The organism is Streptomyces sp. NPDC057939, assembly GCF_042887545.1.
Lineage (GTDB): Bacteria > Actinomycetota > Actinomycetes > Streptomycetales > Streptomycetaceae > Streptomyces.
This window is the reverse complement of record NZ_JBHVPG010000002.1, coordinates 239,863-261,543: the sequence shown is the minus strand read 5'-3', so window position 1 is coordinate 261,543 and position 21,681 is coordinate 239,863. Positions and strand designations below refer to the sequence as shown.

Annotated in this window: 16 protein-coding genes, 1 tRNA gene and 1 pseudogene; 14 read left to right on the top strand and 4 right to left on the bottom strand. The window is 74.0% G+C overall.

The window, feature by feature from the left end; genetic code table 11:
- Window positions 1-78: 78 nt before the first annotated feature.
- The gene (locus tag ACFVS6_RS03460) at window positions 79-1,962 is read right to left on the bottom strand and encodes a hypothetical protein (RefSeq protein WP_389700268.1); all 1,884 of its coding nucleotides are present in this window, start codon (window positions 1,960-1,962) and stop codon (window positions 79-81) included.
- A gap of 329 nt (window positions 1,963-2,291) precedes the next feature.
- Here ACFVS6_RS03460 and ACFVS6_RS03455 point away from each other — a divergent pair, with 329 nt between their 5' ends.
- Window positions 2,292-3,440, top strand: a complete 1,149-nt coding sequence (locus ACFVS6_RS03455; protein ID WP_389700267.1) for an alpha/beta hydrolase family protein — start codon at window positions 2,292-2,294, stop codon at window positions 3,438-3,440.
- Between the two features lie 96 nt (window positions 3,441-3,536).
- Here the strand turns inward: ACFVS6_RS03455 and fusA are convergent, their stop codons facing one another.
- Complete coding sequence (fusA, locus tag ACFVS6_RS03450) at window positions 3,537-5,615, bottom strand: elongation factor G (RefSeq protein ID WP_389700266.1); 2,079 nt, start codon at window positions 5,613-5,615, stop codon at window positions 3,537-3,539.
- A 617-nt stretch (window positions 5,616-6,232) separates the two neighbouring features.
- Between fusA and ACFVS6_RS03445 the strand changes: the two genes are divergently transcribed.
- The 10 genes and pseudogenes from ACFVS6_RS03445 (at window position 6,233) to ACFVS6_RS03400 (ending at window position 16,429) form a co-directional block, all read left to right on the top strand.
- Entirely contained in the window at window positions 6,233-7,420 is a 1,188-nt protein-coding gene (locus tag ACFVS6_RS03445; RefSeq protein ID WP_389700265.1) for an MFS transporter, read from the top strand.
- 197 nt (window positions 7,421-7,617) lie between these two features.
- A complete protein-coding gene (locus ACFVS6_RS03440) occupies window positions 7,618-8,049 on the top strand; it encodes a VOC family protein (RefSeq protein ID WP_389700264.1) in 432 nt (143 codons plus the stop codon).
- 134 nt (window positions 8,050-8,183) lie between these two features.
- On the top strand, window positions 8,184-9,212 hold the full coding sequence (locus ACFVS6_RS03435) for an MDR family NADP-dependent oxidoreductase (RefSeq protein ID WP_389700263.1): 1,029 nt from the start codon (window positions 8,184-8,186) through the stop codon (window positions 9,210-9,212).
- A gap of 77 nt (window positions 9,213-9,289) precedes the next feature.
- The gene (locus tag ACFVS6_RS03430; RefSeq protein ID WP_389700262.1) at window positions 9,290-9,691 is read left to right on the top strand and encodes a MerR family transcriptional regulator; all 402 of its coding nucleotides are present in this window, start codon (window positions 9,290-9,292) and stop codon (window positions 9,689-9,691) included.
- Between the two features lie 80 nt (window positions 9,692-9,771).
- On the top strand, window positions 9,772-10,176 hold the full coding sequence (locus tag ACFVS6_RS03425; protein WP_389700261.1) for a VOC family protein: 405 nt from the start codon (window positions 9,772-9,774) through the stop codon (window positions 10,174-10,176).
- 345 nt (window positions 10,177-10,521) lie between these two features.
- Entirely contained in the window at window positions 10,522-11,100 is a 579-nt protein-coding gene (locus ACFVS6_RS03420) for a sigma-70 family RNA polymerase sigma factor (RefSeq protein ID WP_389700260.1), read from the top strand.
- Between the two features lie 941 nt (window positions 11,101-12,041).
- Window positions 12,042-12,770: pseudogene (locus ACFVS6_RS03415) on the top strand (IclR family transcriptional regulator); the annotation flags it as partial.
- A 259-nt stretch (window positions 12,771-13,029) separates the two neighbouring features.
- Window positions 13,030-14,532 carry an alpha/beta hydrolase gene (locus ACFVS6_RS03410; RefSeq protein ID WP_389700259.1) on the top strand — a complete coding sequence of 501 codons (1,503 nt, stop codon included), beginning with the start codon at window positions 13,030-13,032 and terminating at the stop codon, window positions 14,530-14,532.
- A gap of 127 nt (window positions 14,533-14,659) precedes the next feature.
- Window positions 14,660-15,691, top strand: a complete 1,032-nt coding sequence (locus ACFVS6_RS03405; protein WP_389700258.1) for a hypothetical protein — start codon at window positions 14,660-14,662, stop codon at window positions 15,689-15,691.
- 93 nt (window positions 15,692-15,784) lie between these two features.
- A complete protein-coding gene (locus ACFVS6_RS03400; protein ID WP_389700257.1) occupies window positions 15,785-16,429 on the top strand; it encodes a hypothetical protein in 645 nt (214 codons plus the stop codon).
- Here ACFVS6_RS03400 and ACFVS6_RS03395 read toward each other — a convergent pair.
- Window positions 16,411-16,484: transfer RNA gene (locus ACFVS6_RS03395), tRNA-Met, on the bottom strand. The genes ACFVS6_RS03400 and ACFVS6_RS03395 overlap by 19 nt on opposite strands.
- Entirely contained in the window at window positions 16,462-18,213 is a 1,752-nt protein-coding gene (locus ACFVS6_RS03390; protein WP_389700256.1) for a CocE/NonD family hydrolase, read from the bottom strand. The genes ACFVS6_RS03395 and ACFVS6_RS03390 overlap by 23 nt, the downstream gene beginning before the upstream one ends.
- A 51-nt stretch (window positions 18,214-18,264) precedes the next feature.
- Between ACFVS6_RS03390 and ACFVS6_RS03385 the strand changes: the two genes are divergently transcribed.
- The 3 genes from ACFVS6_RS03385 to ACFVS6_RS03375 all read left to right on the top strand — a co-directional run bounded on the left by ACFVS6_RS03385 (window position 18,265) and on the right by ACFVS6_RS03375 (window position 21,679).
- A complete protein-coding gene (locus ACFVS6_RS03385) occupies window positions 18,265-19,032 on the top strand; it encodes a TetR/AcrR family transcriptional regulator (protein ID WP_389700255.1) in 768 nt (255 codons plus the stop codon).
- Window positions 19,033-19,094: 62 nt separating this feature from the next.
- The gene (locus tag ACFVS6_RS03380; RefSeq protein ID WP_389700254.1) at window positions 19,095-20,324 is read left to right on the top strand and encodes a hypothetical protein; all 1,230 of its coding nucleotides are present in this window, start codon (window positions 19,095-19,097) and stop codon (window positions 20,322-20,324) included.
- Window positions 20,325-20,470: 146 nt separating this feature from the next.
- Complete coding sequence (locus ACFVS6_RS03375; protein ID WP_389700253.1) at window positions 20,471-21,679, top strand: cytochrome P450; 1,209 nt, start codon at window positions 20,471-20,473, stop codon at window positions 21,677-21,679.
- Window positions 21,680-21,681 lie beyond the last annotated feature (2 nt).

The following is a 21,681-nucleotide window of genomic DNA, read 5'->3' as shown; positions in this document are numbered from 1 at the left end:
CCGCGCGGGCCGGCGCCACCGGATCCGGGTGCATGACTGTCGAAGGACGGGTGAAGGGGTGGGGTGCGCGCCGTCCGATCAGGGACGGGCGGCGGGCGGCGTCGGCAGCGGGGTGCCGTCCGTGCCGAGGAGCGCGAGGAGGACGATCGCGTCGGTCCAGCCGAGCGGTACGACCGCCTTCGGGCGGCCGTCGACACTGACGGTCTCGGGCAGTTCGCCGAGCGCGTTGCGCTTGGAGAGCACCCAGTCCACCACCGCGTCGGCCTTCTCCCGCTGCCCGGTACCCGCCCAGGCGAGGGCGAAGAAGGAGGTGCTCGCCGTCCAGGTGATGTTGCCCCAGGGAGCGTCCGGGTCGTCGCCGGGCACCACGCCCCCGTTGGGCCGCAGCAGCGCCGCGTACGTGTCGTCGAGGGCCCGGGGCAGGTCCGCCGGAGCGTTGTTGAACGGCGGGGCCATGAACCCGACGGCGCTGTCCCGGCCATTGAGCCCGTCGGCCGTCCGCGGGTACCCGAGCGGCGCGAACCGGGCGGCGATGCCCTCGGACAGGCGCTTCGCCGCGTCCGCCCAGCGGGTGGCGTCCTCGGTCCGGCCGAGGCCGCGGGCCAGGTCGGCGGCGGCGTTCAGCCCCGCCAGCAGCGGCGCGGCCGTCCCGATGTTCGTGCTGTCGGTCTCCAGCTCCCAGTAGTCGGGGGAGGCCGGGGGCAGGCCGTCGGCGTCGAGGCTGCCCGCCGAGTGGTCAGCCGCCTTGCGGACCATCGGGTAGAGGGCCTCCAACCGTGCGGCGCGACCGTCCTGCGGGGCCGTCCGGTACCACTGCCAGGTGGCCCACGGCACCCAGCCGTTCCCGTCGAGCTGCCACGGCCGGTCGTCCGGCGGCCCGGAACCGTCCAGCAGCGTACGGGCCTCCCAGGTGCCGTCCGACCGCTGCGTCTGCGCGTTGTGGCGCAGGATCCGGTACGCCTCCTCGTCGTACCCGGTGTGCGCGAACGCCGCCGCCGCGAAGCTGGAGTCGCGCGGCCACGAGAAGTCCCAGAACGGCGACCACGCCGCCGCGAACGCACCGTTCGGCCGCAGCAGCGCCCGCATCGACAACAGGGCCCGCTCCGCACCGGCCCGCCGCGTTCCCGCGGTACCCGGGATCCGGCCCGAGGCCAACCAGGCCCGGGACTCGGCGATCTGCTCCAGCGCGCCCGCGTCGTCCGCCTCGACGACGACGGACGCCGTGGCACCCGCCGGCAGGTAGCGCCACCGCCCGGACGGCAGCCGCAGGACGTTGCTGCCCTCCACGTATCCGGCGCCCACGGCGAACTCCGGAGTGACCGCCTCCACGGCGGTGCCGTTGGAGAGCAGGCCCGAGGTCCGCGCGATCCGGTCCGAAGCGGGAACGTAACAGGTCTCCGTCTCGCCGCACCGCTCCTCACCGGTCGGGTTCACGTGGAACGCCAGCCGCTCCTCGACGGGCTCCCAGCTGTCCGTCGCCCCGTCGTGCCGCCAACTGATCGGCGCCCCGACCTCCGCCCGGCGGGTTCCGTGCCAGACGACCGGCTTGCCGTCCGGGGTGGTGGCCTGGGCGAACAGGTAGTAGGGGGTGCCCGGCGTCAGGGTGGCGTCCAGGGGCACCTCCAGCCAGCCGGCGCCGGCGCCGCCCAGCTTCGCCACGTCGACCGTGCGCGCGGCGATCGTGGACCCGCCGTCCTCGCGAGCACCGCGGACCTCGATCCGCACCCGACCGGTTGCGGCGCCGCTGCTCAGGTAGAGACTCACCCGCGACAGGCGGGCGTCGGACGTTCTGAACTCCTGCGCGGCCGCTCCACCGGCCGTCGCGATGCCGAGCAGGGCGGCGTCGTGCTGGGCCTGCCCGTCCGGTGGAACTCCGTCGCGTGCGCTCGCCGGCCCGCCGGCGGCGCACAACAGTGTCGACAGCAGGGCAGTGGCCAACGCGGTGGACCTCGTACGCACCATGCTTCTCCCTTCGGGTGATCCGGACGTCAAACGAGAGACGGGCATGGGTGGTGGCGCGCTCCTTTCAGAGAGTGCCTCGAACGACCATCGGACCATCGGAAGATCGCCCGGCCGCGCCGGAACCGGCCCCGTCTGGACGAACCGCGTGCACGCGGTTTCACCGCGGACGTCATCCCACGGATGCAGGAGGTGTACGGGCGTACCTCCGTGGGCCGATGGCCGGGGCGCGATCCGTTCCTAGCATCGGGGTCATCGGATCGCCGACCGCGGCCACCCGCCCGCGGCGGCACGTCGTGACGAGGACACCCATGAGGACAGTGAGAACACCAATGAGGCGCGCCCTACTGGCCGTTGCTGCGGCCACCCTGCTGATGACCGGTACGGCGCGGGCGGATTCGGCGCAGGCCGGAACCACCCCCGCGACCGTCCCGCCGGCCGCTCCGGCGCTCAACGCGCCGACCGGCGGACAACCGGTGGGCATGACCACCGTCCACCTGACGGACGAGGACCGGGCCGACCCCTGGGTGCCGCAGGAACGTCGGGAACTGATGGTGTCGGTCTGGTATCCGGCGAAGAAGCCCTCGCGCACGCCCGCCCCTTACATGACGGCCGAGGAATCCCGGAAGTACGTCGAGGCCAACCGGGCCGCCGTACCCGAGGAAGTGGCCTCCGAGGTGCTGACCACCGTGGTCACCCACGCGACGGTCGACGCCCAACCCGTCACCGCGCGCGGCGCACTGCCGCTGGTCGTCCTGTCACCCGGCTTCGGCATGCCGCGCGCCACCCTCACGGGCCTCGCGGAGGAACTCGCCTCCCGCGGTTACGTCGTCGCGGGCATCGGCCACAACCACGAAGCCGCCGGAACCACCTTCCCCGACGGCCGCACCACCTCCTGCACGACCTGCGGCAACCCGGACTACCCGCGCGTCGGCGCCGTCCGCGCGCAGGACGTCTCCTTCGTACTGGACGAGCTCACCGGCCGACACCCGAAGTGGAAGGGCGGCCGGCTCATCGACACCGGTCGGATCGCCATGGTCGGGCACTCCGCCGGGGGCTTCAGCGCGATCCCGACCATGCTGGACGACCCGCGCGTCAAGGCGGGCGTCAACATGGACGGAAACTTCCGCTTCCCCAACGACGTCCCCCTGGACCGCCCGTTCCTGATGCTCGGCAAGCCCAGCCACGTGCCAGGCGGCCCCGACCGCACCTGGGACGAGACCTGGACCGAACTGACGGGCTGGAAGCGCTGGCTGACCATCGACGGCACCGAGCACACCTCCTTCGGTGACATGGCGTCCATCGGCAAGCAGCTCGGCATCCGGCTCCAGCCCCTCGACGGCGACCGCTGCGACGCCCTCCTGCGCACGTACGTCACCGCCTTCGCCGACACCCACCTCAAGGGCCGCCCGGCCACCCTGCTGGACGGCCCCTCGACGAGCCGGCCCGAGGTCGTGTTCCACGATCGTGGCGTGGTCTGAAACCGGCGCCGGGCGCCCGAGGACCGGCGCCGGGCGCCCGGAAACCGGAGCCCCGCCACCCCCGGACCTGGGGGGACGGGGCTCCGGCGCCCGCCGCTAGCGGCTCAGGAGCGTGCCCGCGACCGACGACGGGACCGGCGCGAGCCCCGTGGGCCGGGTGGTGAAGGTGCCCCGGCCCTGGGTCCGGCCCCGCAAGCGGGACGAGTACCCGAAGAGCTCGGCCAACGGCACCGTCGCCGTGATCACCGCGGTCCCCGCGCCGGCCGTGGACCCGCTGACCCGGCCACGCCGGGCCGCGAGGTCACCGAGGACGCCGCCGACACCCTCCTCCGGAACGGTCACCGTCACCTCCACGACCGGCTCCAACAGTTCCACGGTGCTCGCCCGCAGCGCCTCGCGCAGGGCGAAGCGACCCGCGGCCCGGAACGCCATCTCCGAGGAGTCCTTGGAATGGGTCGCCCCGTCGGTGAGGGTGACCCGCAGCCCCGTCACAGGGAAACCGCCCAACGGACCCTCGGTGAGGGCGTCCCGGCAGCCCGCCTCCACGGCGCGCGCGTACTCCTGCGGCACACGGCCACCGACGACCGTCGACCGGAACTCGAAACCGGGTTCCCCCAACGGCTCCACGTCGATGACGACGTGCGCGAACTGGCCCGCGCCACCGTCCTGTTTGACGTGCCGGTGGACCAGACCGGCCACCCCGCGCACGACGGTCTCCCGGTAGGAGACCTGCGGTTGACCGACGGCCACCTCCACCCCGTGCCCGCTGCGGAGCTTCTCCACCGCGACCTCCAGGTGCAGCTCGCCCAACCCCGACAGCACCGTCTGACCGGTTTCCGCGTCCGACCGCACCACCAGCGAAGGATCCTCCTCCGCCAGCCGCGCCAGCGCCACGGCGAGCCGCCCCGTGTCGACGGCGCGCCGCGCCTCCACCGCCACCGACACCACCGGATCCGCCACCGTGGGCGGTTCCAGGAGTACGGGCGCGTTCGGCGCGCACAGGGTCGTACCCGCGCGGGCCGTCTTCGGACCGATCACGGCGACGATGTCACCGGCCACCGCCTCCTCCTTCTCCTCGTGCCGGTCGGCCTGCACCCGCAGGATCCGCCCGACGCGTTCCATGCGGCCCGTACCGGGATCCAGTACGGACGCGCCCTTGCGCAGGGTCCCCGCGTAGACCCGCAGGTAGGTGAGCCGCCCCGTCGCCGTGGCCGTCACCTTGAAGGCGAGGGCCGCGAACGGCGCCGCCGGATCCGGCGCCCGCTCCACCCCGCCCCCGTCCGCCGTGCCGCGCACCGGCGGCATGTCCGCCGGGGACGGCAGATAGGCCACGACCGCGTCCAGCAGCGGTTCGATCCCGCGGTTGCGGTACGCCGAACCGCAGAGCACCACCACGGCCTCGCGCCGCAGCGTCAGTCCCCGCAGGGCGCGGACCAGGGTCGTCGCGCTCAGCGCGGATTCCGCGCAGAACTCCTCCAAGGCCTGCGGATCCAGTTCGGCGACCGTCTCCTCCAGGAGCCGGCGGCGCCGCAGCGCCTCCTCCCGCAGCGGTTCGAGCACGGGCTCGGTGCGGTACGTGTCGTCGCCCTCGTGCCAGATCAGGGCCCGCATCCGGACGAGGTCCACGACGCCCCGGAAACCGTCCTCCCGCCCGACGGGCAGCTGGACCACGAGCGGTACCGCGCCGAGCCGGTCACGGATCGAGGCGACCGCCGCGTCGAGGTCGGCGCCCGCCCGGTCCAGCTTGTTGACGAACGCGATCCGGGGCACACCGTGACGGTCGGCCTGCCGCCACACCGACTCGCTCTGCGGTTCGACGCCCGCGACGGCGTCGAACACGGCGACCGCCCCGTCCAGGACCCGCAGGGACCGCTCGACCTCGTCGGCGAAGTCGACGTGACCGGGCGTGTCGATCAGGTTGATGCGGTGCCCCTCCCAGGCGCAGCTCACGGCCGCGGCGAAGATGGTGATGCCGCGGTCGCGTTCCTGGGGGTCGTAGTCGGTGACGGTGGTGCCCCGGTGGACCTCGCCCTGCTTGTGGACCGCGCCGGTCCTGAACAGGATCCGCTCGGTGACGGTGGTCTTGCCCGCGTCGACGTGGGCGAGGATCCCGAGGTTGCGCAGGGTCGTGAGGGCGGGGGAGAAGGGGACGGTGGAACGCCGGTCGGTGCGCATGGCCCGAGGCCTTTCGAACGAGGAGATGAGGGATCGGCGCGATTCCCGGACATCTGCGGACCCACCCGCGTGCCCCGTCCCCGGCGCCCCGGCCCGGGCCGGGACGGAACCCGGCAGGGCGGAGCGGGAGGAACGGGAAGGACGGAGGTCGGAGCCTAGAGGTGTGTCACGGGCATACGGTGCCGGCCGCGCGGCCGGCACCGCACGGTGCGAGACACCGGGATCACGTCGTAACGGGACGGGGGAACGAAGGCGGCGGTGCGGTACGTGCACATGGCCCGGTTCCCCTTCTCTTCGTTCGGCGTCGGGCGCGCCATGCCCGAATCGGCGGCGCGCACGGCGAGTGTAGGCACCCGGACGCCCACCCGGCACGGCATTTTCCGCGGCGCCCCGAACGCCGCCACCCCGAAGGCCGCTACCCCCGAACGCGGACGCCCCGAACGCCGCCACCTCGATCGCCGCGGTACCGGCACCCCGCACGGAGCCCGCACGACCGCGCCGTCCGGGCGCCGGTGCGGTCCGTCCTGGTGCCCCGTCGGGCCGCCGCAGCGCACCTCCCGACGCGCCGGGCGCGACGTGCCCGGCCGGGACGGCGGGCCGGGGATACCGTCGGCGGCATGGACGGTGATCGTCGGAGATGGCGTCAGTGCGTGCTCGCCGGGGCGGTGTTCGCCGTGTGCATGGCCGGCACCACGCTGCCGACCCCCCTCTACGGCCTCTACCAGGAGAAGTTCGGCTTCTCCGAGCTGGTGGTGACCGTCGTCTACGCCGTCTACGCCTTCGGCGTCATCGGCGTCCTGCTGCTCGCGGGCAACGCCTCCGACGCGGTCGGCAGACGTCCGGTCCTGCTGGCGGGCCTCGGCTTCGCCGCCGCGAGCGCCGTCTGCTTCCTGTGCGCCGACGCGATGGGCTGGCTGTACGCCGGACGGCTGCTGTCGGGCCTGTCCGCGGGCCTGTTCACCGGGGCCGCGACCGCGTACGTGATGGAGCTGTCCCCCGGGGACGGCTCCTCCCGGGCCACGCTCGTCGCGACCGCCGCCAACATGGGCGGCCTGGGCTGCGGTCCGCTCCTCGCGGGGATCCTCGCGCAGTACGCGCCCCGGCCCCTCCAACTGCCCTTCGTCGTCCACCTCGCCCTGGTGGCGGTGTCCGCGGCCGTCCTGCTGCGGCTCCCGGAGACCGTGCGGGAGCGGCGCCCGCTGAGCACCGTACGTCCCCAACGACCCGCCCTGCCCTCAGGGGTGCGGGCGGTCTTCGGGCCCGCCGCCATCGCCGCGTTCGTGGGGTTCGCCCTGTTCGGGGTGTTCACCTCGGTCAGTCCGGCGTTCCTCGCGGAATCCCTGGACGTCCACAACCGCGCCGTCAGCGGGCTCGTCGTCGCCCTGGCCTTCTTCGCCTCGACCGCCGGACAGCTCGCGGTCGGCCGGGTCGGCGTGGGGCGTTCCCTGCCGCTGGGCTGCGCCGGCCTGCTCGCCGGGCTCGCGCTCCTCGCGGGCGCGCTGTGGTGGGACCAGTTGTCCCTCGTGGTGCTCAGCGCGCTCGTCGGCGGGGCCGGGCAGGGCCTGGCCTTCCGCGGGGCCCTGTCCGCCGTGGCCGCGGCGTCCCCCGCGGACCGGCGCGCGGCGGTGATCTCGACCCTGTTCGTGGTGGCGTACACGGGCATCTCCGTCCCGGTGATCGGCGTGGGCCTCCTCACGGGTCCGATGGGCCTGGAGGGCGCTGGGCTGGTGTTCATCGCCTGCATGGCGGTCCTGGTCGCCACCGCCGGTGTCTACCTGCTCCGCCGACCGGTCCCCGCGAGCTGAGCCGTTGGGCGCAACGCCTGCTCCTGCGACAGGCGTTCACCACGATCCGTCCCTTCCGCTCCCGCAGGGAGAACACCGGCCGCGCCGGCGGCGTTGCGGCGTGCGCGCGGGGCGATCGTGGGACACCGTGGAACCGCCCCCGGCACCCGGGCCACCGGCCCGGACCGACCCGCCGGCGTTTCCCGAGGAGACCCTCCATGAACTGGACGCTCGAAGTCGTACCGATCCCCGTCACCGACATGGACCGAGCGAAGGAGTTCTACGCGGACAAGGTCGGGTTCAAGGTCGACCTCGACGACGAGGTCGCGCCCGGCATGCGCATCATCCAGCTGACACCGCCCGGATCGCGCTGTTCGATCGCCATGCTGCAAGGCATGCCCGCGGCCCCCGGTACCCGACAGATGGCCCCCGGCACCCTGCACGGGCTTCAGGTGTGCGTCACCGACATCGAAGCGGCCCGTGCGGAACTGGTCGCCCGCGGCGTCGTCGTCTCCCCGGTCCGCCACGTCGGGGAGACGGGCTGGGAGGACGGCAGGGGCGCGACCTGGAACTCCTTCCTGACCTTCGAGGACCCCGACGGCAACGGCTGGGTGGTCCAGGAAGCCCCCTCGGAGCTGTCCGAACGCTGACCGGTCACGGGGGTTCTCCCGGGCGCGTCCTGGGTGCGGCGCCTTGACCCTGACCCGCGGGTCAGGGGTTAGCGTCACCGCACCCAGGCCGCGCCACCGCCCGGCCACCGCCCCGAACCCGTCCGGGAGACCGCATGCCCGCCACCGTCCTGCCCCGCACCGGCCGCGAGGTCCGCCTCGCCGCCATCCCCGAAGGGCTGCCGGAGCAGAAGCACTTCGCCCTGGCACAGATCCCGCTGCCCCACCCCGTAGAGGGGCAAGTGGTCGTCAGGAACAGCCACTTCCTGGTCTTCCCCGGCCTGCGCACCCTCATCGGTGGCGAAACCGACGGCCTGCCGCTCCCGCTGCTGCGCCCCGGCGACGCCCTGTTCGGACCCGCCGTCGGCGAGGTCGTCGCAGCTCCGCCCGGCAGCGCCTTGGCTCCGGGCACCGCCGTCAGCCACATGTTCGGCTGGCGGGACCACGCCCTGGTTCCCGACACCGCGTGCACCCCGCTGGGCGACGAACTGCCCCAACCGGTCGCGCACCTGGCCCAGGGCTCCGTCGCCTACGGCGCCCTGACCCGCCTCGCCCGGATCCGCCCCGGCGACGTCGTCCTCGTGACCGGGGCCGCCGGAGCCGTCGGCTCCCTCGCGGGCCGGATCGCACGGCTGCTGGGCGCCGCCAAGGTGATCGGCACCACCGGGTCGCCCGCCAAGGCCGAGCGCCTCGTCTCCGAACTGGGCTACGACGCCGTCCTGCTCCGGGGCGCCCGTCCCTTCGACGCGCAACTGGCCGAGGCCGCCCCCGACGGCATCGACGCCGTACTGGACACCGTCGGCGGCGAGCAGCTCACCGCGGCGCTCGGCGCCGCCCGGCACGGCGCGCGCGTCGCCCTCGTCGGCACACTCTCGGGGCAGCTGTCGCCGCGACGGGCGGGGGGCAGCGCACCGGCCGAGATCGACACCTTCCGCATGGTCGTCAAGGGCATCTCGCTCCAGGGCTACAGCGGGGCCGACCACCCCGACGTGCAACGGGAATGGAACAGCCGCTTCGGCGACTGGCTGCGCTCCGGCGAGATCTCCTTCCCCCACACCCGGATCCCGGGCATCGAACGGGCTCCCCGGGCGTTGCAGGAGTTGATCGAAGGCCGGCACTTCGGCGCCGTCGTGGTGGAACCCTAGGCGGTGGCGTCGCACCGACCCCGAAGGGCTTCCGACCCGACGGACTTCGACGCCACGACGCGGGAGGACGGTACGGAATGCGGATCGGCGAGGCGGCCGCGGCGGCCGGGACGACGCCGAGGGCGCTGCGGTTCTACGAACAGCGGGGGCTGCTCCCGCCCCCGGCACGGACGGCCGCCGGGCAGCGGGAGTACGGCCCGGCCGAGGTCGCGCGGGTCCGCGTCGTACGGCGCCTGCTGGCTCTCGGCCTCACCGTCGAGGACCTGCGCGACCGCGCCCACCGCCTCCACCTGCTCGACGCCGACCCGCAGCCGTCATGCGGCGCCACCGAACCCGACACCGGGAACTCCACGGTCGTCGCCCGGCGGCTCGCGGTCCTGGACGCCGAGATCGAGCGCCTCACCCGGCTGCGCGAGAGCCTGGCACAGGGCGCCGCCGACGTCCCCTCCCTCAACAACGTTGCCGTCGAACCACATTGACGGTTCATCACCGATCGAGGCGATCGTCCGCCACCCGCCCCGTACCGCATGCCGGCGGGCGCGGCGGGTAGGCGCGGCCCATGACGGTCAAGAAGACGAGCGTTCTCGTACTGGACTGCGCCGAGCCCCAGGCCCTGGCGCTCTTCTACGCCCAACTCCTCGACGCCGACGTACGGATGGGTGACACCCCCGACATCGTCGAGGTCATCGGCGCCGCCGGGGTGCGGCTCGCCGTGCGCCGGGACCACGGTTACGCCCCGCCGAGCTGGCCGCGACCCGAGGACTCTCAGCAGGCACACCTGAGGATCCTGGTGGACCCCGCCGACCTCGACGAGGCCGAACGCGAGGCGGTGTCCCTCGGCGCCCGCCCGATCGCCACCGACGTCGAGGACGGCCCGCACGACACCCGCCTGTTCAGCGACCCCGCCGGTCACTCGTTCACCCTCGCAGGCCGGCCCGCCGCCCCCGAGGCACCCACCCTCTGACGGCACCTCCCCGGGCTCGTAAGAGGGGGCGTGCGCGGGAGGGTGAGGGGCGCGGAAGGAGGCGTGTGCGCCACTTCCCGCAGATTTCGGGGGACCGGCCTGCACGATCGGGCCCGTTCTTCGATGAGGTGGGTGTTGAGGGCGCACCGCGCCCCCGCGGCTGCCGAGCAGGGGGCGGGCACGCCGTCGCGCACACACCACTTGGGAGGTTTCACGTCACGTGAATGTCGTCGAGATGGTCGCCCTCGCCCCGATAGTCGCCACCGCGGTCCGTGTTCGCACAACCGATCCGCTCCCGGCGCCCAGGCCCGCGCCGGGAGCGGGACTGCAACCGTGGGGGAGCGCATGAGCGAAGGAGAGTTCGACCCGTCGGGGGACCAGGCGGTCTCCAGCGAGTTGGCGGGCGTCCTGCCCGTGGAGTTCACCGCCTTCCACTCCCAGCAGCACCGCACCTACCTGCGCTACGCCCACCTGCAACTGGGCAACGCGAAGATGGCCGAAGAGGTCGTCGACGACGTGTTCACCTTCCTGCTGAAGGTGTGGGACCAGGCGCTGCGCGAGGCCGGCCTCCACGGCTTCGCCTGGGCGGTCCTTCGCGAACACGTTGAACGCCGGCTGGCCGTCCTCGCCCGCCCGGTGGCGATGGTGGAGACGGCCTGGTTCGCCGCGCTGCGCAGGACCTCACGCGAACGCCTGGAACTGCTGGAGTCCAAGCTCGGCCTGTACGCGGCGATCGCCGAACTGTCCGAGCGGGAGTACGACGTGGTCCTGCTGTCCTTCCTGCTGGGCAACGAATCCGACACGGTCGCCCGGATGATGGGGATCTCGCCGGCGACGGTCCGTTCGCATATCCGCGGCGCCCGACGAACCCTGTCCCGCAAGCTCGGGGTGGACTGGATCCCCGGAGAGGAGAAGGTGCAGTGAGCGACATGCCCCGTGACCGTGACCGTGACATGGCGCTGTGCGAGCTGGACGCGGCCCTGAAGGACGCGTTGGTGCTCGTGGAGGAGTACGCGGGATACGACGAGGGCGCCGCCCGGCGCCGCATCGCCCGCCGGGTGGCCGCCGACCGCTCCCGGCCGCCCGCCGGTACGGTCTGCGGCACTGCCGCACCACCTCCCCGCCGCCCCGCCGCGCAGACCGCGCTGGACGACCTGGTCCTGGACGCCGCCTGCCACGTCAGGGCGGCCCGCGCCCTGGACGACCTCACCTGGGCCCTCGTCGAGAGCCGGGACTTCGCCGAACTCGCCCTGGCCGCCGATTCCTGGCCCCACGGAGAGGACTCCGCGCTGCTGTTCGGCAGCCTCCTGCACCTCGCCGACCGGTCGGAGGGTGCCCGGTTCTGGTTCCAGTACGCGGCCGGAGCGGGCTCGCGGACCGCCGCGCGTTGCCTCCACCTGCACCACCTGGCCCGCGCCGAGGTCCGTACCGCCCGCCACTGGAAACAACAGGCCCAGGCCCTACCCCCCGACGAGCACCTGCCCCCGCTGCCCCCGGTCCCGGAGGACCTCGAAGAAGCCCTCGGCGCCTCCGTCATCTGGACCTCACCGCCCATCACCACCCAGGACCTCACCGGCCTCGCCCGCGGTCCCGGCCGTTGCGGACGGCCCCCCTACCGGCTCCCCGGCCGGCTGCGCCAAGCCGTCACGGCGCGGGCCGCCGAGGAACACCCCGACCTCGGGGACGTGTTCACCCCCGGCCGGCACATCGCCGTGGCCGTCGCCCAGTACGCCCGGCTCGACCCCCGGCACCTGAGCGAGCAGGCGCGCGCCCGCTCCCGGGAGCCCGCCGGCCGGCCGGGGACCGCGGTCGCGACCGTCGCCCGTACGGTCACCGAGGCGGCCCGGTCCGCTTCGTCGGCCCCGCTGGAATCCGTCCACCAGGCCCTGCGCGTGCTGGAAGTGATCAACCGTCACTCGGGCGGCGTCGGCCTCACCCAGATCGCCCGGGCGACGCAACTGCCCCAACTGCTCCTGGCCCGCGCGATGGAGCAGCTGATCAGGGCCGACCTGGCCACCGAGGTCGGACCGGACGCCTACGCCGCCGGTGACGCCCTGCTGCTGACCGGCACGGTCAGCGGCGCCACGCCCGGGGAAGGCAGGGGACGCCTGCGGGAAACCCTCGCCTGGGTCCGGGACGCCGTCGGCGCCGCCGTCTACGTCGCCCGCTACGCCGACGGCGAGGTCTCCATCGTCCAGTACGCCGACGGCCCGGCCGCACCCCTGGTGGAGGAGTGGGTCGACTTCCGTGCCGCCGCGCACGCCTCGGCGGTCGGCAAGGCGCTCCTCGCCCAGCTCGGCGAGGCCGACCGCAGGGACCACCTGGCCCGCCACCGGATGGCCCGCTTCACCGCGCACACCCTCACCGGTCCGGAGGCCCTCTTCCACCAGCTCGACGCCCGTCCGCCCAACGCCCCCCTCCTCGACCTCCAGGAGTACGCGCTCGGCACCGTGTGCGCGGCCGTCCCCATCACGGCCGGCCCCAACGCGGAGTGCGTGGCCCTGTCCATTCCGGTACCGGACCCGCTGCGCCTGGGGCAGGCGGCCCGGATCCTGCAGAGCGAGGCCGCCGCGGTCCTGCTCGCCCTCATCGTCGCGGGCAGCACCGCCCCGGCGCCCCCCGCGGAGGGCCCCGACGGCAGTGCACCCCACTCGGGTTCAGCGGGACGGGAGAGCACGCTGCTGTCACCGACAGCCTGATCCCCCACCCGACGAAACGCCGGCCGACCGGCGTTTCGTTCGCCCGGCCGCAACCGGCGGCCCGCCCCGGCGGGGATCCCGTCCCCGTCCCGGACGCGCCGGCTCCGCCTCTTCCACCTATGGTGGAAGAGGGGCACATCCCTCGGAGCGTGCCATGCGATGCACGACCCTCCTCCGTGCCGCAGCCCTGACCGCCGTGTCCACGCTGGGCGTCACCGCGCCCGCAACGGCCCCGGACGATCCCCGGCTCGCCGCGTCCCACCAGCAGACGATCGTCTGGGGTCCGTGCCCGGCCTCCTACCCGGCCGTCATGCGGTGCGGGAACCTCACGGTTCCCCTCGACCACGCGAACCCCGCCCGGGGCACCATCGAACTCGCCCTGTCCCGCATACCGGCCACCGGACCGCACCGGCTGGGCTCGGTGGTGCTCAACTACGGCGGTCCGGGTGTGAGCGGCGCCGAGGGCACGGCCGTGCGTTTCGCCCGCTGGAAGGACCTCGCCCGGTCCTACGACATGGTCGGCTTCGACCCCCGGGGCATCGCCCGGAGCTCCCCCATCAGCTGCGGCGGCGCCCTGCCGCTCGTGGGAATCGAGTACATGGCCGCCACCGAACTGCTGAACGCCACCGAGGCCGCGAACCGCGCCTGCGAGAGCCGTACCGGTCCGATCCTGCGCCACGTCGGCACGGTGGACGTCGCCCGCGACATGGACGTCCTGCGTGCGGCGCTGGGCGAGCCGAAACTCAACTACGTGGGGGCGTCGTACGGCACGCGGATCGGCGCCGTCTACGCGGCGCTGTTCCCTCGGCACGTCGGTCGGATGACGCTCGACGGGGTCGACACGCTCTCCGAACCGCTGACCGAACAGGCCCTGGAGGTCACGAAGGGCCAGCAGCTCGCCTTCGAGGGGTTCGTCACCTGGTGCACCGGCCAACCCGGCTGCGTATTCGCGGGCATGGACCCGGGAAAGGCCGTGGAGAAGACCGAACGGCTGGTGGACCGGTTGGACGGGACCCCACTGCGGACAGCGGCCGGCAAGGAGTTCACCGGGCAGTCGCTGGCCCTGGCCATCGAGAACGGGCTGTACGGGACCGGTGACTGGCCCGACCTGGCGCGCGGCCTGGGCATGCTGGAGCGGACCGGGGACCTCACGGTCCCGGCGGAATTCGCCGAGCCCGAGCCGGACAACGAGGGCGCCGCACTGACGGTGGTGAACTGCGCCGACTACACCGACCGCGGAGCCGGCGACGCCGAAGCGGTCCAGCACAAGTTCGACACCCTGCTGCCCGTGTTCCGGAAGGCCTCCCCGATCTTCGGACGCGGCGAGCTCCGGGAGACCGAACTCTGCCACGGCCAACCCCCGGCGGACCGGTTCGTCGCGGACATCGACCACCCCGGAGCCCCGCCGATGCTCCTCGTCGGAGTCCGCAACGACCCCGCGACCCCGTACTCCTGGACCGAGGAGATGGCCCGCCGGCTCGGCTCGGCCGTCATCGTCGACTACCGGGGCCACGGCCACACCGGCTACCCCCACTCCGCCTGCGTGAGGCAGCACGTCGACCGGTTCATGCTGACGGGGCAACTGCCCGCGGGGAACGCGGGCAAGGGCGGGAACACCGTCTGCCCCGCCGAGGAGGTGGACGCGAACGGCAAGTAGGCGGACCGCGCCCCGGCTTCCGTGAACGCAGCTCGAACGTGACGCCGAACCGGACCGGAGCTCCGGTCCACGACCGGATCGAGGGCCGACGGCGAGTGCGCCCGTGGGGCTGCCTACAGTGACGGGCATGTCCAGGACCACACCGCCGCGCCCGCTCGATGTCGAGGCGCTCTTCCCCGAGCTGAAGGCCCACCGGGGCACCACCACCCGGCTCCACCCACGCCAGGGGCGACCGGACGTGACGGAGAGTTCCGTGGGCGGTCCGCTGCTGTGGCCCGCGGACGAACCCTGGCCGGTCTGCACCGAGCCCCACCGCCATGCGTCCGGTTGGCGCCCGGCGGACATCCACCGGCGACGGCACCTACTGGCCGCCGCGTGGAGCCGGGAACCGAACCCCGGCCCCACGGACGAGGAACGGCCGCTGCTCGCGGAACTCGGCCGACGGCATCGCGTCGAGAAGGACGCGGAAGCCGGTCCGTTGCCGCTGATCGCCCTCGCCCAGCTGTACCGGAGGGACGTCCCGGACCTGCCGGCCTGGCCGGACGACAGCGATCTGCTCCAGGTGTTCTGGTGCCCGTTCGACACACACGGCCCGACCGGTTCCGGCATGCTGCTCGACCTTCGCCGGCGCCGGTCGTGGGAGGTCACCGACGTGCTGACGGCGCCGCCGCGGCCGCAGGTCGTCGGCCATGACGGGTACGTGCCGGAGCCGTGCGTACTCCATCCGGAGCAGGTGGCCACGTACCAGTACATCGGTCTCCTTCCCGAGGGCCTGTCCGACCGGATCGACGCCTGGGAGGAGGCCCGGGAGGACGAGGCCCAGGAATCGGCGGACGAGGACGCCGCGGCGCCGGTGGGTTACCAGTACGACCTGTCGATCCCACCGGGCTGGCGGGTCGGCGGCTTCGCCTCCTGGCACGCCACCGACCCGTACCCGATGGACTGCCCGACCTGCGCCACGCCGATGCGCCTGCTACTGACGGTCGACAGCACGGAGTGGGACGGCGGAAGCGGCAGTTGGAGACCCCTGGAGGAGGAGGGCCTGCCCCCGCACCCCTTCGCCCTGCCGACCGAGGTCACCGTGGGCCGCACGGGCGAACTCAACGTCTTCGCCTGCCCCGCCGATCCCGACCACCCGCACCGCTGGGGCATCCAGTAGCCCGTCACAGCCGTCGGGTCGGCGCCGGGGACGCACGGGAGTACGGCAACCACCGGGGGCCGGACGGCGTCCCCACTGCCGGGGGTGGTGCGGGTGGGGGAGGGGAACGGGTGGTGGCGGCCGACGGCGGCGCTGCCGGTCGTCGCCGCGGCGGCGCTGTACGGCTGGGCGCATTGGTGCTTCGCGGGACCCGGCTCGCCGTCGCCCGCGGTGGCCGTCGCCGTCGGGGCGGTGCTGTGCGGAGCGGCCTGCGCGTGCTACTTCGTACGGGTCCGGGGCGGCGGGGCGCTCTTCGGGGCGCTGTTCCTGGCGGTGGGCCTGCTGCTGACCGTGACGACGGCCGACCGGGCCGCCGCCCGGGCGGAGATCGCCGTCTGCGTCGTGCGGGAGGTCCACAGTCGGGTGCAGGGGGCGTACGGAGAGGGCGCGCCGCCCGCCAAGACCGTCCATCGCCTCGACCTGGACTGCCCCGGGGGCTACCCCGACGAACTGAAGGGTGACGGGACCCCACCGGCACGGGGCGCGGAGATCGAGGTCGCCCACGACCCCCGGCGCCGGGTGTCCCCGGAACTCGCGGGCAGTACGTCGCCGTGGACGCCCGCGGTGTGGGCCGTCCTCATGCTGGGGGCGGCCGGCCTGATCGCCGCCAGGAGCACCGCACCGGCCACGAAAAACGGGAGGGGCCCGGATCCGAACGGATCCGAGCCCCTCCCGGGCAGTAGCGGGGACAGGATTTGAACCTGCGACCTCTGGGTTATGAGCCCAGCGAGCTACCGAGCTGCTCCACCCCGCGTCGGTGAACCCAACCCTACGGCACCCCGGGGGGTGTCGGTGACCACGTCGCCGGGAGGGCCGTCGGGGAGCACCAGCGCCGAGTCGGCGTGGACGGTGATCCGCACCGGCCCGGCCGCGACGCCGCCGGCGGGCCCGTCCGCCGGGTCCGGGGCGGGGGCGAAGCGGGGGTGGGGGGCGGCGCTGATCTGCCAGCGGATGCGGTGACCGGCGGCGAAGCGGTACGCGGTGTGGCCCATCGCGGCGGTGACCCGTGCGGGCGCCGCCCCGTCGCTCCTCGGCGCGGCGGGTCCGTCGCAGACGTTCGTGGAGCGACCCCGGGGGTCCACGTCGCACAGGCGCGTGAAGACCTCCGCGCGTCCGCCGTCGACGGAGAGGCTCAGCCGGGCGAGGACCGGGCCCAGTACGTCGAGGGGCTCCGCGAGCGGCGGCCCGGTGAACGTCAGGACGTCGCCGCGGGCCTCCAGGGCGGTGTTGTCGCGCGGCCCGGCGCCGAGGGACAGCAGCGGGCCGCCGACGGACGGGGTCGGATCCGCGGGGTCGTACGTGAAGGAGGCGAGCGGCGCGCCGCCGTCGGGGGCCTGCCGGATCAGGTGACCGTCCGGCGCGGGGAACCAGGGGCGGGCGGTGCGGGGCGGCGGCCAGTCGGCGAGGTCGCGCCAGGTGTCCCGGCCCCCCACGTGGACCCGTACCGCTGTGGGCCGCAGGCCGGAGGGGTCGGAGCACAGGTGGGCGCGCAGCCAGGCGAGGCTCTCCGCGAACACCTCGGGCCAGCCCTTCCCGAGGGCGGAGGCGTGGGTCCAGGGTCCGACGAGGAGCGAGCTGTCGGGGCCGCCCGCGCGTCGTAGCCGGGCGTACTGCTCGAAGGTCTGGTCGGCGAGGGTGTCGTACCAGCCGGTGATCAGCGCGGTGGGCACGCCCGCCGGCGCGGCGGCGGCCGCGGTGGACGCGCCGCTCCAGTAGGCGTCGTCCGGGTCCGGGTGCGCGATGGCCTCGTCCAGCCAGGCGGGTGCGTCGCCGAGCGCGACCGCGTACGAGTCCGGCGGCGGGGCGGTGGGGGTGAGGCCGCGCAGGAGGCGCCGTAGGCGCAGCGTCGCCCTCAGGAACGGCATCGTGCCCCGGTGCTGGTGGGTGATGGCGGTGCCGACGAGGAGGGCGTGCTCCAGGTGGAGGACGCCGCCCGCGTGGAACAGGGCCCGGGGGTCGTGCAGGCCGAGCTGTACGACCATCGCCTTCAGCTCCGGCGGCGGTTCCACGGCCAGTGCCCACTGCGTGTAGCCGAGGTAGCTGGGGCCGATGGTGCCGAGGGTCCCGTCGAACCAGGGTTGCTCCCGCAGCCACGCGACGGCAGCCCGGCCGTCGGCGGCCTCGTTGCGCCAGAGGTCGAACGAGCCGCCCGAGCCGCCCGTCCCCCGACAGCTCTGCAGGACCACGTGGAAGCCCTGTTCGGCGAAGAGCATGCCGTACTGGGGGCCCCACGGCAGACCCCTGCCGTAGGGCGAACGGACGAGGAGGGTCGGGAAGTCGCCCTGGGTGCGCGGGAAGTAGTGGTCCGTGACGAGCGGGCTGCCGTCGGCGGCCGGGACGGCGAGCCCCCGCTCCAGGCCGACCTCGTGGAGGGGGTCCGGGAGCCGGCGCCAGCCGGCCCTCATCAGGCGTGCGGACAGCGGCGGCTTGCCGGCGGGCGGCGTCCAGGTCGTCCTGGGCGGGGTGTCGTGGGCAGGTGTCATCAGTTCCCCTCCATCATTCTCGTACGTGGTACGAGAATAGAGGATGCTTGGATGGGAAGCGACAGGAGCCCCGGCGCGGAAGGAAGGAACACCAGCACCGTGACCGCGAAGGACGCACCCGGCGGCGCCGACCGAGTCGACCCCGGACAGCTCTGGCTGAGCCCCGAGAAGCCCCGCAGGGGACGCAGGCCCGCCTTCACCCGCGAGGCGATCACAGAGGCGGCCGTCACCCTGGCGGACGCCGAGGGCATCGACGCCGTCACCATGCGCCGCGTCGCGGCCGAGGTCGGCGCCGGCGTCATGTCGCTGTACAGCTACGCCCCGGACAAGGAGACCCTGCTCGACCTGATGGCCGACCGGGTCAACGCGGAACTACCCGCCCCGGGGCCGCCCAGCGGCGACTGGCGCGCCGACCTGAAGGCCATCGCCCACCTCCAGCGCGCACTGATGCTCCGTCATCCCTGGCTGCCCGCGGCCCTGCACGGCCGCCGCTCGCTCGGCCCCCACGCCCTCGCCTTCCTGGAACACGCACTCGCCGCGCTGCGCCCCACCGGGCTCGACGCGGCGGCGCGACTGGAAGTCTTCGCCCAGCTCACCGGTTTCGTGTCCGGGCACGTCGCGCACGAACTCGCGCAGGAGGCCGCGGCGGGCTCACCCGACCGGATGGCGGCGGAGGCCCGCTATCTGGCCGCCGTCGCGGCCGACGGCCACCACCCGGAACTGGCCGAGGTCCTGAACGCGCCCGCCCGGCCCGTCACCCCCGGAGCCACGTTCGAACGGTTCCTGAACCGACTGGTCGACGGCCTCGACACCGACTGATCCGCCACCCGGGGGACATCCCGGCGGCGCCGTGCGGCCCGCGGCGCGAGTACCTTTCGTGCATGCAGATCGAGGGTCCGCGGCAGCGGGGACACGTGCTTCTCGTGGCGGGCGACGCCGCCGTGCGCCGACGGGCCGTCCAGGTCGCGCCGAGCGCCAACCTGGCGGCGCTGGGAGTGGTCCCCGTCGCCGGCCTGCTGAACAGCGACGCCCCCGCGGACACCACCTACCTCGACGGGGTACGGGATCCGAACACCGTCCTGATGCGACTGCGCACGGCCGCGGCCACCCCCGGCCCGCTGTTCGTCTACCTGTCCGGCCGGTTGACCGTCGATCGTCGCGCCCACCGGCTCCACCTCGCGCTGGCGGGCACGACCAACGCCTCCGTCCGCTGGACCGCCCTGCCCTGGGAATGGCTCGGTGGCGAACTGCGCGACCGGCCGCCCGGGTCGACGACCCTGCTGCTCGACCTCGTGGCGGACAAGGTGGCCTGGCCGCTGCTCCAGGAGCACGGCGGCCCGCCCGGGACGCCCACCGCCGACGTGTACGGCGTGGTCCGCCCGCCCGGAACCGTCGGCGGCGGCAACACGGTGAGCGGCTACACACGGAACTGGATCGACCAGCTCCACAACAACCCCACCCGGCCGGACCACCTCCGCCTGCACGCCCTCGCGGTGGGCGCCGCCGCCCTCCCGCCGGGTTCCCTCGTCCTGCCGACCGCCCGCGCGTTGGGCGCGCACCCCCGGCCGGCCGGACCGCCCGCGGCGGAGGCGCGCGCCACCGGCCCGGTGGCGGCCATCCCCGTACCGGGCAGGCAACCGTCACCGGCGGCCGACCTCCCCGTCCCCGAGCGGGATCCGCGCGCCCGCATCCACGCCCTGGCCACCTCCGGCCGGCACCCCGAGGCGGCCGACCTCGCCCGGGAGTGGGAACAACACGTCCTGCGGACCCGCGGATCGACCTCCGACGAGGCACTCGAATGGCTGGAGATCCGCGCCGACCTCGCCCGGATGGCGGACGACTTCCCGCTCGCCACCCGACTGTGGATCACCGCGGGCCGCACCCGCCTGGCCCGACAGCCCGCCGACGCACCCGAGGTCCGGGCCGCCGCCACCGGGGCGCTCCACTGCTGGACCCGCCTCAAGGATCCGGACACGGCCACCGGAGCCGGACTCGAACTCCTCGACCTCCTGCGCTCCCTGCCCCACCCGAACCCCGACCACCTGCTCCTCGCGGAGCAGCGCATGGAGCTCCTCAACCGGGCGCCGAGCCGTACCGGGGCGGGCGGTTGACCCCGACGGGAACGAAGCCCGCACCCGTCGGGGAGGGGGCGACGACGCCAACGGGGTGATCGACAGGCGCAACGACGCCGTGGCTACTGTGGGAATGCCGCGCAGTCGCGCAGGTATCGGCACGCATTCGATTCAGGGGGAATGGAATGTCATCCCAGCCCACGGTCGTCGACCTGCTGGATCTCAGTCCGGACTTCGTCCGCGACCCCTACCCGGTCTACGCGCGCCTGCGCCGACGCGGGCCGGTCCACCACGTCAACACGCCCGACCGCAGGGACATGTGGCTGGTCGTCGGACACGATGCCTGTCGCACCGCCTTCACCGACCCGCGGTTGAGCCGCGACTGGCGCAGGTCCGGGAACATCAGCCAGATCATCAACACCGGCCAGGACCAGCCGGGCCTCGCCCACATGCTGATGTCCGACCCGCCGGACCACACCCGGCTGCGCCGCCTGGTGGCGCGGGAGTTCACGACGCGCCGCATCGAGGCCCTCGCGCCGCGCATCCAGCAGATCGCCGACGAACTGCTCGACGCCATGGAGGCGAACGAGCGCCGCGGCGCCGACCTGGTGGCGTCCTTCGCCTTCCCGCTGCCGATGACCGTCATGTGCGAGCTGCTCGGCGTCCCCGAACTGGACCGCGGCGCGTTCGGCGCGTGGTCCAACGAAATGGTCGCCCGCACCAGCCCCGAGGCCGAGGCCGCCGCCTACGAGGAGATGCCCCGCTACCTGGTCTCCCTCATCGAAGCCAAACGCGCCGCACCCGGGGACGACCTGCTCAGCGGGCTCATCCACACCGTCGACGAGGGCGGGGACAGGCTCTCGCCGGACGAGCTCATCGGGATGAGCCTGCTCCTGCTGATCGCCGGCCACGAGACCACGGTCCACATGATCGGCAACGGCATGCGGGCCCTGTTCGCGCACCCCGACCAGCTCGCCGACCTCCGGGCCGACCCGGGCCTGTTGGACGGGGCGATCGAGGAGATGCTCCGCTACGACGGCCCGGTCGAGACGTGCACCGAACGACTCGCCCTGGAGGACGTGGAGATGGGCGGGGTGGTGATCCCCGCCGGCTCGGCCGTCCTCATCGCCATGGCCGACGCCGACCGCGACCCCGCGCGCTTCCGCGAGCCGGACCGGTTCGACATCCGCCGCGACGCCCGCGGCCACATCGCCTTCGGGCACGGACTGCACCACTGTCTGGGCGCCCCGCTGGCCCGGATGGAGGGCCGCATCGCGCTGCGCTCCCTGCTGGCACGCTTCCCCGGACTCACCCGAGACACCGCGGCGACCGAGCCGGACTGGCTGCCCGGCATGCTGCTCAGGGGAGTGCGGGAGCTGCCCGTGCGCTGGTGAAC

What these genes read in the sequence shown, in the direction of transcription:
- ACFVS6_RS03460 (WP_389700268.1), bottom strand. Translation starts at nt 1,962, where the DNA reads ATGGTGCGTACGAGGTCCACCGCGTTGGCCACTGCCCTGCTGTCGACA.
- ACFVS6_RS03455 (WP_389700267.1), top strand. Translation starts at nt 2,292, where the DNA reads ATGAGGCGCGCCCTACTGGCCGTTGCTGCGGCCACCCTGCTGATGACC.
- fusA (WP_389700266.1), bottom strand. Translation starts at nt 5,615, where the DNA reads ATGCGCACCGACCGGCGTTCCACCGTCCCCTTCTCCCCCGCCCTCACG.
- ACFVS6_RS03445 (WP_389700265.1), top strand. Translation starts at nt 6,233, where the DNA reads ATGGACGGTGATCGTCGGAGATGGCGTCAGTGCGTGCTCGCCGGGGCG.
- ACFVS6_RS03440 (WP_389700264.1), top strand. Translation starts at nt 7,618, where the DNA reads ATGAACTGGACGCTCGAAGTCGTACCGATCCCCGTCACCGACATGGAC.
- ACFVS6_RS03435 (WP_389700263.1), top strand. Translation starts at nt 8,184, where the DNA reads ATGCCCGCCACCGTCCTGCCCCGCACCGGCCGCGAGGTCCGCCTCGCC.
- ACFVS6_RS03430 (WP_389700262.1), top strand. Translation starts at nt 9,290, where the DNA reads ATGCGGATCGGCGAGGCGGCCGCGGCGGCCGGGACGACGCCGAGGGCG.
- ACFVS6_RS03425 (WP_389700261.1), top strand. Translation starts at nt 9,772, where the DNA reads ATGACGGTCAAGAAGACGAGCGTTCTCGTACTGGACTGCGCCGAGCCC.
- ACFVS6_RS03420 (WP_389700260.1), top strand. Translation starts at nt 10,522, where the DNA reads ATGAGCGAAGGAGAGTTCGACCCGTCGGGGGACCAGGCGGTCTCCAGC.
- ACFVS6_RS03410 (WP_389700259.1), top strand. Translation starts at nt 13,030, where the DNA reads ATGCGATGCACGACCCTCCTCCGTGCCGCAGCCCTGACCGCCGTGTCC.
- ACFVS6_RS03405 (WP_389700258.1), top strand. Translation starts at nt 14,660, where the DNA reads ATGTCCAGGACCACACCGCCGCGCCCGCTCGATGTCGAGGCGCTCTTC.
- ACFVS6_RS03390 (WP_389700256.1), bottom strand. Translation starts at nt 18,213, where the DNA reads ATGACACCTGCCCACGACACCCCGCCCAGGACGACCTGGACGCCGCCC.
- ACFVS6_RS03385 (WP_389700255.1), top strand. Translation starts at nt 18,265, where the DNA reads ATGGGAAGCGACAGGAGCCCCGGCGCGGAAGGAAGGAACACCAGCACC.
- ACFVS6_RS03380 (WP_389700254.1), top strand. Translation starts at nt 19,095, where the DNA reads ATGCAGATCGAGGGTCCGCGGCAGCGGGGACACGTGCTTCTCGTGGCG.
- ACFVS6_RS03375 (WP_389700253.1), top strand. Translation starts at nt 20,471, where the DNA reads ATGTCATCCCAGCCCACGGTCGTCGACCTGCTGGATCTCAGTCCGGAC.